The 14489-nt window shown below is 61.4% G+C and carries 15 protein-coding genes and 1 tRNA gene; 11 read left to right on the forward strand and 5 right to left on the reverse strand.

Annotated features, from left to right (window positions below):
• Nucleotides 1-50: 50 nt before the first annotated feature.
• The 9 genes from EA462_RS11225 (at nucleotide 51) to EA462_RS11270 (ending at nucleotide 6751) form a co-directional block, all read left to right on the forward strand.
• Nucleotides 51-416 carry a NifU family protein gene (locus EA462_RS11225; RefSeq protein ID WP_124178667.1) on the forward strand — a complete coding sequence of 122 codons (366 nt, stop codon included), beginning with the start codon at nucleotides 51-53 and terminating at the stop codon, nucleotides 414-416.
• Between the two features lie 123 nt (nucleotides 417-539).
• Entirely contained in the window at nucleotides 540-1133 is a 594-nt protein-coding gene (locus tag EA462_RS11230) for an amino acid-binding protein (RefSeq protein WP_207891654.1), read from the forward strand.
• The gene (locus EA462_RS11235) at nucleotides 1133-2080 is read left to right on the forward strand and encodes a homoserine dehydrogenase (RefSeq protein WP_124178669.1); all 948 of its coding nucleotides are present in this window, start codon (nucleotides 1133-1135) and stop codon (nucleotides 2078-2080) included. Before EA462_RS11230 ends, EA462_RS11235 begins: the two co-directional genes overlap by 1 nt.
• 179 nt (nucleotides 2081-2259) lie before the next feature.
• Nucleotides 2260-3522, forward strand: coding sequence for a translation elongation factor EF-1 subunit alpha (gene tuf, locus EA462_RS11240; RefSeq protein WP_124178670.1), 1263 nt, complete (start codon nucleotides 2260-2262; stop codon nucleotides 3520-3522).
• The gene (gene rpsJ, locus EA462_RS11245; RefSeq protein WP_124178671.1) at nucleotides 3523-3834 is read left to right on the forward strand and encodes a 30S ribosomal protein S10; all 312 of its coding nucleotides are present in this window, start codon (nucleotides 3523-3525) and stop codon (nucleotides 3832-3834) included.
• Between the two features lie 210 nt (nucleotides 3835-4044).
• On the forward strand, nucleotides 4045-4719 hold the full coding sequence (locus tag EA462_RS11250; protein WP_124178672.1) for a rhomboid family intramembrane serine protease: 675 nt from the start codon (nucleotides 4045-4047) through the stop codon (nucleotides 4717-4719).
• A 97-nt stretch (nucleotides 4720-4816) separates the two neighbouring features.
• Nucleotides 4817-4888 (forward strand) — tRNA-Ala (locus EA462_RS11255).
• Between the two features lie 206 nt (nucleotides 4889-5094).
• Complete coding sequence (locus EA462_RS11260; protein WP_341538905.1) at nucleotides 5095-5358, forward strand: DUF7563 family protein; 264 nt, start codon at nucleotides 5095-5097, stop codon at nucleotides 5356-5358.
• Between the two features lie 163 nt (nucleotides 5359-5521).
• A complete protein-coding gene (locus EA462_RS11270) occupies nucleotides 5522-6751 on the forward strand; it encodes an RNA-guided endonuclease InsQ/TnpB family protein (protein WP_243641401.1) in 1230 nt (409 codons plus the stop codon).
• Between the two features lie 404 nt (nucleotides 6752-7155).
• Here the strand turns inward: EA462_RS11270 and EA462_RS11275 are convergent, their stop codons facing one another.
• The 3 genes from EA462_RS11275 to EA462_RS11285 form a co-directional block, all read right to left on the reverse strand.
• Nucleotides 7156-8361 carry an MFS transporter gene (locus EA462_RS11275; RefSeq protein ID WP_124178675.1) on the reverse strand — a complete coding sequence of 402 codons (1206 nt, stop codon included), beginning with the start codon at nucleotides 8359-8361 and terminating at the stop codon, nucleotides 7156-7158.
• Between the two features lie 129 nt (nucleotides 8362-8490).
• Nucleotides 8491-9177, reverse strand: coding sequence for a type I 3-dehydroquinate dehydratase (locus EA462_RS11280; RefSeq protein ID WP_124178676.1), 687 nt, complete (start codon nucleotides 9175-9177; stop codon nucleotides 8491-8493).
• Between the two features lie 66 nt (nucleotides 9178-9243).
• On the reverse strand, nucleotides 9244-10224 hold the full coding sequence (locus EA462_RS11285) for a transcription initiation factor IIB (protein WP_124178677.1): 981 nt from the start codon (nucleotides 10222-10224) through the stop codon (nucleotides 9244-9246).
• A gap of 458 nt (nucleotides 10225-10682) precedes the next feature.
• Here EA462_RS11285 and EA462_RS11290 point away from each other — a divergent pair, with 458 nt between their 5' ends.
• Together EA462_RS11290 and EA462_RS11295 are read left to right on the forward strand one after the other, a co-directional pair.
• Complete coding sequence (locus tag EA462_RS11290; RefSeq protein ID WP_124178678.1) at nucleotides 10683-10916, forward strand: DUF7123 family protein; 234 nt, start codon at nucleotides 10683-10685, stop codon at nucleotides 10914-10916.
• Between the two features lie 103 nt (nucleotides 10917-11019).
• Entirely contained in the window at nucleotides 11020-11670 is a 651-nt protein-coding gene (locus tag EA462_RS11295; protein ID WP_124178679.1) for an HAD family hydrolase, read from the forward strand.
• A 10-nt stretch (nucleotides 11671-11680) separates the two neighbouring features.
• On the opposite strand, the gene EA462_RS11300 is transcribed toward EA462_RS11295, so the two are convergent.
• Together EA462_RS11300 and EA462_RS11305 are read right to left on the reverse strand one after the other, a co-directional pair.
• Nucleotides 11681-12379, reverse strand: coding sequence for a hypothetical protein (locus EA462_RS11300; RefSeq protein WP_124178680.1), 699 nt, complete (start codon nucleotides 12377-12379; stop codon nucleotides 11681-11683).
• Between the two features lie 224 nt (nucleotides 12380-12603).
• Nucleotides 12604-14460, reverse strand: coding sequence for a DMT family transporter (locus EA462_RS11305; RefSeq protein ID WP_124178681.1), 1857 nt, complete (start codon nucleotides 14458-14460; stop codon nucleotides 12604-12606).
• Nucleotides 14461-14489: the final 29 nt, after the last annotated feature.

Below are 14489 nucleotides of genomic sequence, written 5' to 3' on the forward strand. Positions count from 1 at the left end.
TTCGGGCAATAGACCAAACCTATTCACTACTCGAGCCCCTAGGTCACCCAATGACCGAATCCGACGCCGACCCGTCGCTCCGAGAGCGGGTCGAACGCTGGCTCGGACGCGAGATGCCGATCATCCAGATGCACGGCGGAACGAGTGCAGTTCGAGAGGCCGATCCCGACACGGGCGAAGTCATCATCGAACTCGGCGGCGGCTGTTCCGGGTGTTCGGTCAGCGATATTACCACGGGAAACATCGAGGCCGAACTCACCACGTGGCCGGAGATCGACGAGGTCACGGTTCGTGTCCCGGATCCGCGAGAAAGCCTGGGCGGTCCGGAACAGGCCGAGTCGATAATGGGAGTCGACCGAACGGAAGGCGGGCGCGGCGACTGGGGATCGTCGAACCCGGGTAAAGACCACCTCTAGAAACGCATGGTTCTCGTTGACACGGGCGGCTAGTTTTGGGAACGACTATATGCTTTTACGCCGCAACACCGGAGTCGTACACAATGACGACGCGTGGACGCTCCGACGCAGGAGGTGACGACGATGGTTGACGACCCCGCCGAGAACGTTGATTCCGTCGAGGGAACAGCGGCGACAGACGGAGAGGAGCCCGAAACCGACGGCGGCGTTCGCGCCTACACCGTTCGTCTCGAGCTCGTCGACGAGCCCGGCGAGTTGCTCCGCGCGCTCGCGCCGATCTCGGAGAACGGCGGAAATCTGCTGAGCATCCACCACGAACGCGGCAACATCACTCCCCGTGGCCACATTCCCGTCGAAGTCGATCTGGAATGTCCGCCCGACCGATTCGACGATATCGTCGGCGCGCTTCGCGACGCCGGTGTCAACGTTATTCAGGCCGGTGCCGAACACTACGGCGAGGAGATCAGCGTCGTCCTGGTCGGTCATCTCGTCGAGAGCGATCTCTCGGATACGCTCTCGCGGATCGAAGCCGACGTCGACGCGGTCCTCCTCGACCTCTCGCTCGCCGCACCCGACGGAACGGATGCGATCTCGAGTGCGAGAGCCCGTCTCGCGATCGACTCCGGACGATCCGACGAGGCGCTCGAGGCGATCCGGGCGATCGGCTCCGAGAAGGAACTGACGGTCGTCGAACCGCTGCTCGGAGGTGAGGCCTGATGCGACTCGCGATCCTCGGTGCCGGCGACGTCGGTCGGTCGGTGGCCGATCTCGCCTCCGAGTACGGCCACGAAGTCGTCGCCATCGCGGACTCGAGCGATGCCGCAGTCGATCCGTCCGGAATCGACGTCGAACGTACGCTCGAGCGGAAGGTCGGGAACGAACCCGTCGGAACCGCAGCCCCCGAAGACGTCTTCGAGACGGAGTACGACGTCCTCATCGAGGCGACCCCAACGACGCTCGACGACGCCGAACCCGGCTTTACGCACACCAAGCGCGCGCTCGAAGCCGATCGCCACGTCGTCCTGGCGAACAAAGGCCCCGTCGCGGAACGCTACGGCGAACTTCGCGCGCTCGAGGCCGAAAGCGCGGGTTCGATCCGGTTCGAGGCGACCGTCGGCGGCGCGATTCCGGTACTGTCGACCATCGAGGACAGCACTCCGCAGGCGGTCACGACAGTTCGCGGCGTGTTGAACGGCACGGCGAACTTCATACTCACCCGGATGGCCGCCGAAGGTCTCGACTACGAACACGTCCTCGCGGAAGCACAGGATCTGGGCGTTGCGGAGGCCGATCCGACCTTCGACGTCGACGGCACCGACGCCGCGCTCAAGTTCGTCATCCTCGCCAACGTCCTCTCGGACGGCGGCTTCTCGCTTTCGGATGCCACGGTCGAGGGGATCCAGAACATTCCAGGGAGCGCACTCGACCTCGCCGCCGAAGACGGTCGAACGATTCGACTCATCGGTGAGGCGACGCGCGAGAGCGTCCGCGTCGGGCCGCGACTCGTCCCGGAGAACGGAGCGCTCGCGGTGACGGGCACCCGAAACATCGTCCAGATCGAAACCCGACACGCCGGCTCGCTCGCCTCGAGCGGCCGGGGTGCTGGCGGCCCCGAAACCGCGACCGCAGTGCTGTCGGACGTCGGTCGATTGCCAACCCGATAACGCACTGCTCGAACCGAACGATCCGTTCTCGAGTCGCCGTCGGACGTCCGTCGAAACCGTGCGCACGAGACACAAACCGCAAGCAGGCGCCGGGTTCGACTGAATACGCTTTCGAAATGGTTTTAACCGCAACGAGCCAAAGAGACCGATATAAGCGCCTCTGCGCGTGAGCTACAACAATGAGCGAACAACACCAGAACCTGGCCATCATCGGCCACGTCGACCACGGGAAGAGTACGCTCGTGGGACGCCTCCTTTACGAGACGGGGAGCGTACCAGAGCACGTCATCGAACAGCACCGCGAAGAAGCCGAGGAGAAAGGCAAAGGCGGATTCGAGTTCGCATACGTCATGGACAACCTCGCTGAGGAGCGAGAGCGTGGTGTCACCATCGACATCGCCCACCAGGAGTTCTCGACCGACGAGTACGACTTCACCATCGTCGACTGTCCTGGCCACCGCGACTTCGTCAAGAACATGATCACTGGCGCGAGCCAGGCCGACAACGCCGTTCTCGTCGTCGCCGCCGACGACGGTGTTGCGCCCCAGACCCAGGAGCACGTCTTCCTGGCACGCACCCTGGGTATCGACGAACTCATCATCGGCATCAACAAGATGGACATCGTCGACTACAAGGAAGACACCTACGAGGACGTCGTCGACGAGGTTACCCAGCTGCTACAGCAGGTCCAGTTCAACACGGACGACGCCGAGTTCATTCCGATCTCGGCGTTCGAAGGCGACAACATCGCTGATACCTCTGACAACACCTCCTGGTACGACGGCAACATCCTGCTCGACGCGCTCAACGCGCTCCCAGAGCCCGAGCCACCAACGGATGCACCGCTGCGACTCCCGATCCAGGACGTCTACACGATTTCGGGTATCGGTACCGTCCCCGTCGGACGTATCGAGACCGGTGTCATGAACGTCGGTGACAACGTCTCCTTCCAGCCCAGCGACGTGGGTGGCGAAGTCAAGACGATCGAAATGCACCACGAAGAGGTGCCAAAAGCCGAACCCGGCGACAACGTCGGATTCAACGTTCGCGGCCTCGGCAAGGACGACATCCGCCGCGGTGACGTCTGCGGTCCCGCAGACGAGCCACCGAGCGTCGCGGAGACGTTCCAGGCACAGGTCGTCGTCATGCAACACCCATCGGTCATCACGGCCGGCTACACGCCGGTCTTCCACGCACACACGGCGCAGGTCGCGTGTACGATCGAGTCCATCGACAAGAAGATGGACCCGTCCAGTGGTGAGGTCGCAGAGGAGAACCCCGACTTCATCCAGTCGGGCGACGCTGCCGTGGTCACGATCCGACCACAAAAGCCTCTCAGTATCGAGCCATCCAGCGAAATTCCAGAACTCGGGAGCTTCGCCATCCGCGACATGGGTCAGACCATCGCGGCCGGAAAGGTCCTCAGCGTCAACGAGAAATAAATGCAGCAGGCACGCGTTCGACTCGCGGGCACGAGTCCAGACGACTTAGACGACATCTGCGACGATGTCCGCGAGATCGCGAACAACACCGGCGTCAACCTGAGCGGTCCGATCCCGCTGCCGACGAAGACTCTCGAGGTGCCGACCCGGAAGTCGCCTGACGGCGAAGGCACCGCGACGTGGGAGCACTGGGAGATGCGCGTCCACAAGCGCCTGATCGATCTGGACGCCGACGAACGCGCTCTCCGACAGCTCATGCGCATTCAGGTTCCAAACGACGTCTCCATCGAGATCGTTCTCGAGGACAACTAGACCCACCGCTTTCCGACGAGTTTTGACGCGTATTTGCCGGTCGACAGCGTCGGCTCCGAGACGTCGGGTCGTTCAGGGCAACAGATACGCCGATGGAGACCGATCGCACCATTTCTGCGTACTCGGATAGCCGGTGGCGATCCATCGCTCCGATATCACGCAGTGAGCCGACAGCGCAGACTTTTTGCGATCGATAACTCAGTATCCGGTATGGCGAACCGATCGCGGACGCAACCCACCCAGAGCGTCGGATCGGAGCCGCGAGCGAGTGGCGACTCCGGGTCAACCGGTCCGATCATCGAACTGCTCGTCGTCTTCGCCGTCGTCTTCGCCCTCCAGTCGATCACGGCCGTCGTAGGCGTGATGACCGGGCTGTTCGTTCTCAGCCCTCCGCTTTCGGACAGCCCGTGGACCATCGTTACGAGCGTCTACGCCCACGGCAGTCTCTGGCATCTCCTGTCGAACAGCCTCGCACTGGTCGTCTTCGGATGGCCCGTCGCTCGAGCGACGACCAGACTCCGATTTCACACGTTCTTTCTGATGACCGGCGCGCTGGCAGGAGTCGCCCAGGTCGGCCTGACGGGATTCGCCGCGACGCTGTCGCTCGTTCCCGCGACACCGACGGCGGGCGTCCTCGGGGCCAGCGGTGCCGTCTTCGCGCTACTCGGATACCTGGTCGCCTCGAACCGGCTCTCGGATGGGTTGGCGTCGTTCGTCGACATCCCGCGCTGGCTGACCATCCTCGTCTTTGCCGTCCTCGCCGGGATCCTCACGCTGGCGACCGCCGCACCCGGCGTCGCGTTGATCGCTCACTTCACCGGGTTCCTGGTCGGAGCCGTCGCCGGCCGCGCTCGAGTGCTCCACGTTCGCTCGCCCGCACGCTGACGCGCGGGTGACTCGAGCGCTATACCTCTGTGGGTGTGTTTCACGGCCGTCCTCGAAACACAAGCTACAAATAGAAACCGAAGGTAAGAACGGATGCGGGCTCGTAGATCAGCGGTAGATCGCTTCCTTCGCAAGGAAGAGGCCCTGGGTTCAAATCCCAGCGAGTCCATATCGGTTTTGTGATAGTTCGAACTATCCAGCGAGTTGCATCGTCACCGGTCAGCAAGACAATTTACTGACTGCGACTGTTCGAAATATTCTGCCCACTTTTGTGAGTGATTACCCTCGCGGTGATCGCCTCGCCGCATTCATGCGATTAGATCGAAGGAGACCGGCCACCACGAGGTTGTTGGCATGATGCGCTTCGGATGCGATATGTCTGACAAGACCAAGTGCCGAATGTGTGGGTCGCACGTTACCCCGCAGTTCCGCAGAACGCACGGCGACGAAAATCAGGTTGCCCATCGCTGTATCGAGTGCGACACTGACGAGAGGCTCGGAGAAGGGGGTGCTGCTGGCCAAGAGCTCGAAAAGGCCGATCCGATCGACGAACCCGAGCGGTTCAACTGCGGTTTTGATGTTCCGGCTCCCGTCCAGGAGGTCGTCGCGACTGACAGGGGTGAGTCGAATGGGGAGTGACGGCGGCAACTGTACGAGCGGTACCGAGTCCAACGGAGGAAATTCGTGATGTCTGGAGACGGTACCGAGTCCAACGGAGGGGATTCGCGATGAGCCGCCTCGTCGGATCCATCGAGTGTGACCGGAGTCCACACCGAGCACCGAGTGAGAACGCGAGTCGCTGTTGGGTGTCTTGGGCGGCCTCGAGCAGCTCGGGTGGGCCGCCTCAAAACTCTGGAACGTCGGTCGCTACTACACACAAGAACAGTGGGATGAGACGGGCGAGATTCCCGATGACAGGGAACTCAAGACCGAACTCAAAGGCCACGAACGCTACACGGACTTACATTCTCAATCCAGTCAGCGCGTTCTCGAAGAACTCGCTGAAGCGTTCAACGGCTGGTTCGGCAAGCGTCGGAACGGCGATGACCGCGCCCGACCGCCCGGCTACCGCAAAAATGGAGACTCCCACCCGCGTTCAACCGTGTCGTTCAAAGCGGCTGGCTTCAAGCACGACGCACAGTTCAACCGCGTCCGCCTCTCAAAAGGCCGAAACCTCAAAGAACACCGTTCGGACTTCATCCTGTGCGAGTACCAGACGCGCCCGGATGTTGACCTGACCGAGTGGGACATTCAACAGGTTCGCGCGATCTACAAGCGCGACGAGTGGCGGCTTCAATTCGTCTGTCGCACCACTATCGACCCGGAACCGCCGGGTGACGAAGTGGGTGGTGTTGACCTCGGGATTTGCAATTTCGCCGCCGTCTCGTTCGGCAGTGAGTCGGTGTTGTATCCCGGTGGCGGACTCAAAGAGGACGAATACTACTTCACGAAGAAGAAAGCCAAGTGCGACGATTCTTCGTCCCGTGAGGCTACTCGTATTGACCGGAAGCGGACTGGTCGGCGGACACACTTCTTGCACGCACTCTCGAAAGCAATCGTAGAGGAGTGCATCGAACGAGGTGTCGGTACTCTTGTCATTGGCGACCTCGATGGCATCCGAGAAGACGACGAGAACGGCGAACCACGCAACTGGGGCGACCACGGCAATCTCGACTTGCACGGGTGGGCGTTCGACCGCTTCACAACGCTACTTGACTACAAGGCGGAAGCCGAAGGTATCGACGTGGAGTTGGTGTCCGAACGCGATACATCGAAGTCCTGTTCGGCGTGCGGCCACACAGATGACAACCAACGTGTCAAACGTGGATTGTACGTGTGTGAGAAGTGCAATACGGTTGCGAACGCGGACGTGAATGGTGCGGAGAACATTCGGCAAAAGGTACTCCCGAGTCTCGCCACGGATGGCGGTGATAGGGATAACGGCTGGTTAGCACAGCCAGCGATTCATCTGTTCGACCGTAGTGAGGGACGTTTCGCCCCACGAGAACAGGTCGTGAACCGCGAACCTTAATATCCCAACTCAGCGGTGCGGTGCCGTGGGATTCCCGCGTCTTCAGGCGCGGGAGGATGTCAATCAGTGAGAGCGAAACAGCGCACAGTTTGGACACCATACAGACGTATCAGCGCGAATCTTCTGCTTGCCACCACAGTCGGGACAGTTCTCCTCCGCGTAGGAAACCATACCATTCCTCGCAAGAACACGAATATATCTCTTGTGCCTCAGTATTCGTCGCACGAGCGCGACTGTTCCTACTTTTTGAAAGTCTCGCGGCGGAATCATCGTCACTCGAGTCCTCGCTCTCGAGAACGTCACCGGAACCTGACAGTCACAGGGTGTGGCAGTACGCGTCATCTGCCCGGTGCACGAGGCGATAGCGATGGACGTCTCACAGCGGAACGCCGAGTCGAATTTCCTCAGTCGCTGTCGGGCATCCAGAACGTGAACACGACGACGATGGCCGTGACCGCAGCGAGGACGAGATAGCCCTCGTTGAAATAGCCGTAGTCAGCGATCACGCCGAAGAGAACCGGTCCGCCGGAGGCGAGCGTTAACGTGATCGTTTTGACGGTTCCGAGCCCGGTTCCCTTGACCTCGTTCGAAAACGAATCAGCGAGGTACGGCTGCGTGACCGCACCCGAGCCGAGCATCGTACTCACGAGCGCAGTGATGCCGACGAGGAGCCAGACGTTGTCGACGAACGGAAGGAGGGCAAATCCCGCGACTGGCGGGACGAGGATTGCGATGAGCGAGATTCGCGCGCCAATACGATCGTAGGCAGCGCCGGCGAGCGGTTTGATTAACACACCCGCCGCGAAGAACGAACCAAAGAGGAGACTCGAGACCGACGGCGAGAGCCCTTTCACGGTCGTCAGGTACGTGGGGTAGAACGCCGTGAACGACTGCCAGATGAAAAAGTAGAGAAACAGGATACCGGTCATGTACGCCATCGCCGGCGTGCGAAACTCCGGCAGGACGTCGAGTGCGTCCCGGAGCGACCCGGAACCGGTCGGGTGATCGCTTCCGTCCCGATCGGAAAGAATGACGAAAAGGCCGATCCCGGCGAGAACGAACAACGGGATCATGAACCCGAGTCCGGCCTGCCAGGCGACCGTCACGGCGAGAACGGTGGCGATCGGCGGGAACACGGTCTGGCCGACGTCAGCCGTCGCCATCGTCAGCCCGAGTGCGCTACCGAGTCGCTCGGTGTAGAGGTTCGAGAGAAACGTAATCCGAGCGATGGGGTACAGCGACGAGCCCAGCCCCCACAGCGCCGTCGCGAGAAACAGGACGAGCGGCGTGGGAGCGGTGATGACGAGCGCGAGCGCCACCGCGACGACGATGACGCTGCCCGCCATGATCGTGCGTTCGTCGTATTTATCCGCGAGCACGCCGCCGGGTAACTGGCCGACGGACGCAAAGAGCCACAGAACGCTCACCAGCAGGCCGGCGACCGTAAGGCTCAGCCCGTGAACGGTCTGGAGATACGGGATGATGACCGGGAGGATCATCCGGCTTCCCATGAGCAGCCCCCACCCGATCGCGATCACCGCGAGCGAGACTCCCCGGCCGTCTCCCCACACCGCCTTCAGTTCTCGCCCAACGACTGTCCGGACCTTCATCGAGAGTGTGGCAGAGCGTCGGTTCTACGGAGGCAAAGCCGCTGGTTTTCCACCAGTATTCTCCTGATTTCTTCTTGACAATCCGATCGACAACCGGCGGAACAACCGTGCGCGAGTTTCGAAACTCCGTCACTCGTTCTCGAGGGTCGCGATCAGTCGCGAGAGCGTCTCGAGATCGTACTGGCCGGGAGCGGTCGCCTCGGCGGGATCGACGGGCGCGTAGCCGATTTTCGAGCCGTAGACGGGAGCGACGGCTCGCGTGTGGCTGCCAGCCTCGCCCATCGCCATCGTCGCGACCGTCCGTCCGCTCTCGGTGAGCCGGTGAGTGACGGCGAGCAGCGCGAGCGTGTCGGCTCGCGTCTCGGCCGTCGTGGCGAGCTTTCCGACGTCGGCGCGCTCGCAGGCATCCGAGAGCGTGTCCATCAACTCGATCTCGTCTGGCGTCGCCTCGAAGTCGTGGGCAGAGGCGACGACGGAGACGCCGTGGTCGCGCGCCGACGTGCGGAGGTCGGTCGCCGCGCCGGAGCGCAGCGACTCGAGTTCGACGTCGATGGCTTCGACGGCGTCGGTCGCCAGAGCCTCCTCGAGGGCCGCGAGGCGCTCGTCGTCGTCGCCGTCCCACTCGCCGCCCTCCCAGGCGGCGCGGTTAGTGGCCAGAATCGGCAACTCGCCGTCGTACGCCCGAAGTCCCTCGAGAGGATCGGCGGCGAGGTCCATCCGGTACTCGACGGCGTCGGCGTGTTCACGAGCGGCGGGCTCGTCGTCGAGGTCGGCGGTCGCGGCAGTGAGAACGAACGAATCGAAATCGATGCCCATAGCTGTCCGATTCGAGTACGGGCACTCGAAAAACAGTATCGGTTCGAGAGATCGGGCGAGTCGAGATCAGGCGACGCCGAGCGTTTCCTCGGCCTCGAGCAACTCGTGGTAGCGGTTCCGAATAGTGACCTCGGAAATGTCTGCCACGTCAGAGACGGCGGCCTGAGTGGTTTTTTCGTTGGTCAGCAAGGCTGCCGCATAGACCGCCGCGGCGGCGAGACCGACCGGCGATTTCCCGGAGTGGACGCCCTTTTCCTTTGCGTTCTGGAGGAGACCGCGGGCGCGGTGTTCGGCTTCGTCCGAGAGGTCGAGCCCCGAGGCGAACCGCGGGACGTAGCTCTCTGGATCGGCGGGCTGGACCTCGAGACCGAGTTCGCGGACCACGTAGCGGTACGTGCGGGCGATCTCGTTTTTCTCGACGCGGGAGACGTCAGCGATCTCGTCGAGCGAGCGAGGAACGCCGGCCTGTCGGGCGGCGGCGTAGACGCAGGCGGTCGAGACGCCCTCGATGGAGCGTCCGGGAAGCAGGTCCTCGTCGAGCGCGCGCCGGTAGATAACCGAGGCGGTCTCGCGGACGTTAGTCGGCAGGCCGAGCGCGCTGGCCATGCGGTCGATCTCTCCGAGTGCCTGTTTCAGGTTGCGTTCCTTGGAGTCGCGGGTTCGAAAGCGCTCGTTCCACTTGCGAAGGCGCTGCATCTTCTCTCGCTGGCGGGAGCCAAGCGAGTTTCCGTAGGCGTCTTTGTTACGCCAGTCGATGTTGGTCGAGAGCCCCTTGTCGTGCATCGTGTTCGTCGTGGGTGCGCCCACGCGGGACTTCTCGTTCTTCTCGGCGGCGTCGAACGCTCGCCACTCGGGGCCGCGGTCGACCGAATCCTCTTCGACGACGAGACCGCAGTCCTCACAGACCGTCTCTCCGTGTTCGTCGTCGACGATGAGATTGCCGCTACATTCGGGGCAGGCGAGGTCGCTCTGTTCGTGTTCCGTTTGTTCGTCCGTCTGTTCGTGTTCGCTACGCCGTACTCTGGTGTTTGCTGGTGCGTTGGTCATACGATGGCAGATACTGCCCGAACGGGGGGTCGCAAAAGCCCGGACAGATTCGTTACCTACTCCGTTCAAAGACTCGAGGTATAAGGATTTCGAAATCGGCGTCAGATATCGTCCGAAGACCGGTAATTCGACCGATCTGGTATGTGAAGCCAAAACATTCAAGCAGAGAACTGACCGAGAATCGAGGTTCTCGAACAGGCGGCCCCGTGTGCGTTCGGACCGTACCTCGTTCGCGCGTACGACCGGTAATAACGTCTTTCCGCCTGAAACGGCGGGCTTTCCCGCTGAAACGGTCACTGTGGCGTGACAGTCCTCAGAACGGACCGGTTAACCGGCCGTACCAAGAGATGGTTTCGATCGGATTATTGTATGATTACTCGGCGTGAAAATCACCAGACAGGGCCGTGTTAGCCGTGCGTACCAAACCCCCTAAGAACGTCGCCGTCGTCCGACGACGTATGAGCACTGCAACGACGCCAACCCTCACCGCGAAACAGCAACAGATCCTGAGCTACCTCCGGAACAACGCGGCGACCAAGACGTACTTCAAATCCCGACTCATCGGGAAGGAACTCGGAATGACCGCAAAGGAGGTCGGCTCGAACATTACCGCACTGCAGGAGGGCGACCACGGCGTCGAGATCGAAAAGTGGGGCTACTCCTCGAGTACGACGTGGAAAGTCCAGCTGTAACGCGTCCGATCACTGGCCGTCGAATCCGTAGCTCATACCGTCGTCGGTGCGTTTCGTGTGGTATCCGATAAGGTATTGAGCGACGAGTCCGATTCATCGATGGATGTCGCCACCGATTCTCTTCGATATGGACGGAGTTATTCTCGAGGGGGCACGGACACCGCTGTCGGTGTATCGTGACGCGACGGGTGATGCGCTCGTCGACCTCGGCGTCGAGCCGTCTCCGGACCAGCGCCGGGTTCTCGATGGTCACGACATCGAGCGGATCACCGACCACTCCCACGACCTCGGAATCGATCCCGTTCGATACTGGAAACTGCGCGAACGGTACGCCTCCGAACGGACGCACGATCGGATTCGATCCGGTGTCCGCGGTCTGTACGACGACGTCGACGCGATTGCCGACCTCGGGGAACGAACGTCGATCTCGCTCGTGAGCAACAACCGCCAGCAGACAGTGGAGTTCGTCGCCGACTACGTGGAAGTGGAGTTCGACGTCGTTCGGGGACGCGATCCGACGTTCGAGGGATTTCGACGCCGGAAGCCGAACCCGTACTACATCGAGGAGTCACTCGCAGAACTCGGGGCCGAGACCGGAATCTACGTCGGGGATTCGCAAACGGACGTCGAAGCGGGACACGCGGCGGGTCTCGAGACCGCGCTCATCCGTCGACCGCACAACCGCGACCTCGAGTGTCCGGATCCGCCGACCGAAGAACTCGAGTCGCTTCGGGAGCTGCTGGATTTCGTCTGATCGTCGTCGGTCACTCCTGTGAAAGGACGTATCGCATCACGAGCTGTAAGATGTGGACGAAGACACCGGCGACGGCGATGTAGACGCCGATCGTCTGCAGCGTCGCGGAGGCGTCCCGTCTGTCCCGAACCTGCCAGATTTCGTATCCGAGTCGAAGGAGGAATCCGAGGAAGATGAAGACGAATCCGACGGCCAACAGAGCTGGCAGGACGAACGTTCCGATCGCGATCACGACGACACCGCCGATGAACGCGAGGTTAGCGAACCGACCCCAGTGTTCGAACGTCGTCGAACGGGCGTAGACGTACCCCGAGATAATCGCCGTCGCGACGGCTGTTACGGCCGCCGTGAGTCCGAGTATCGTGAGGTGAGCCTCCGCCGGTGCGAACGAGATGACGCCCGCTCCGAAGACGCCGAACGCGAGCTGCAAGAGGGCGACGCCCGCGAAGGCCACGCCCATATCGCCACTCGTGACGCCGCGTTCAGCGATCAGCTCGCCGACCATGATGGCCGCCCCATAAACCAGGACGCCGAGGATCGGCGCGGCGAACAGGTAGTCGTTGACGACGGCGAGCGGCGTCGAGACGAAGACGTACATCAACGCGACGTTGATCGCCATCAACGCGCTTGCGCCGCCGATGACCCGTGCCTCGCGACTCGAGAGACCGAATCCACGTCCGGTCTCGTGTGGCGTTTCGAACGAACTCATCGTCTCTCCGTTGTCCATCGGCGCTGAAAAGGGTACCTCTTGCATGCGGGCGATTCCGCGGCCGTCTCTCCGCGTCGACGGCTTCCTCGATGGTATTTGCGAGCGACGGGTGCGCAGGCGACGACGAGACGCGAATCCACTCAGACGGTTTGCTGTGACCTTTTTACCGGAGCGACCGCGAGCCGTCCTGCGGTCGCTCCCGTAACGACTCACGGTAGACCGTATCAGGTCAGACCGACCGACCGCAAGTAGATCAGTCCGATCATCAGGGAGATTCCGAGACCGACCAGCGCGAGGAGACTGTATCTCACGTAGAGGTGCGGAGCGAGATCTTTTACGATCGCCGTCTCGTGGTCCTCACCGAGCCGTACGCTGTCGTTTTCGTTCATCGTCTTGACGTATCCTCCGTCGAGAACCATCTCTTTGGACGGAAAGTACGGTTCGCGTTCAATCTGCAGGATAACGTCCTGTTCGACCAGCGCTTTTTCCGTTCCGGTCCGGTTGAAGTTGTAATCGCGTATTTTCAGGATGATGAAGATGATCACGCCGCTGAGAGCGATCGCGATCACGTTCTCGAGGAATCCACTCCCCATGTTCACGATGAACAAGACGATCGTAACGGTCCCAAGGATCCACAGGATACCCATCTCACCGCGGCTCACGCCCTCTTGATTCAGCATGAGCCAGTTGTTGACGTCCTTGCGGAACTGCATCGAGAGCTCGGTCGCACGGCGTTCGTAGCCCGTCTCCGCAAACAGTCCGGTTGCCGTCTCGTGAAACTCGTTGATATCGGTGTGGACCTGTCGGGAGAGTGCGAACCGCTCCGACGCGTCTTTCAGGTAATTCAACTCGAGAATCGAGATCATGACGGCGTCGATCTGTTCGACGAACGCCTCGCGATCCTCCCGTTCGAGTTCGTCGAGGATCGGAAGGAACTGTTCCATCGTGTTGTTCATCTCGACGACGTACTCGTTCTCGCTCTGGTTCATTCGCCAGACGCGCTCGAGCATGAACCCCGCGAGGATCGCGAAGATCGTCGCAACGAATCCCTCGAAGACACCGATAGACGTCTCACTGCCGCCGAGTGACGGGTCGACGAAGAGGACGATCGAAACGGCGAAGATGCCGATTACAGCGCCTCGAGCGGAGGAAACGTGCCGAAACGAGTCGTTCAACAACACGTTCGCGACGATGATCAGGGTTCCGCCGGCGGCCATGCTCTGGGTGAGCGTGGCGTCGACGAGCACGAACAGAAAGAGCGTACTCAGGATGGGCGTCAGATACGCAAGCGCCGAGATGACGACCTTGTTTCCTCTCGTGATCGCACGCCCCCACGCGAACTGTCCGCCCACGAACACCACGATCCCATAGAGGACGATGATCGGCAGCGAATCCGCGGTCGCCTGAACCGTGAGTTCGAAGATCGGGACCGAAACGAGGAGGAACGGAAACGCGAACAGGATCCCGAGAAAGTACGTCAGGGAGATCGAGGGGATGTAATCCTGTGCGACGTCGAGCGCGTTGAGATAGAGCGCGGCGGCGATCGACGCGACGAACGCTGCCAGGTAACTGAATCGCAACTCCATGGATGCGAGGTCCGTTCCGCCGGAAAAGTCCCAGACGGCGATGATCGCCCCCAGGAAAGCGAGCAACAGCGCTCCGATCTTGTACGCGGTGATCTCGTCGTTCGGCCGACGAAAGAGAAAGACGGCGAAGATCGGCGTCAACATGGGCCAGAGGTAATTGATGAGGTTCGCGGGAATGCTCGGTCCGGTCTGGATGGCGAAGTAAAACGTCAGGTCGTAGATCGCCAACAGTACGCCGAACAGAAAGACGAACGAGAGGAACGTCGCCTTCTCCCGGCGATCCAGTCGAACGAAGCCGGTACGAAGCCGATCTCGCTTTCGGTAACAGTCGGCTCCGAAGAGTACGATTCCGCAGACGAAGATTCCGATCGTAAACGCGAGATAGTTCACCTGTCCGGTGAGAAAGTCGGCAAGGCTGGCGAAGAGGCTCCACAGGAAAATCGAAAAGAGTCCGTACGAGAGGGGAGCAAAGAGATCGGAAGATCTATCAGACATACGGTATGTGAACAGGACTGTCTCAGTCG

It is taken from the genome of Natrarchaeobius halalkaliphilus (assembly GCF_003841485.1).
GTDB lineage: Archaea > Halobacteriota > Halobacteria > Halobacteriales > Natrialbaceae > Natrarchaeobius > Natrarchaeobius halalkaliphilus.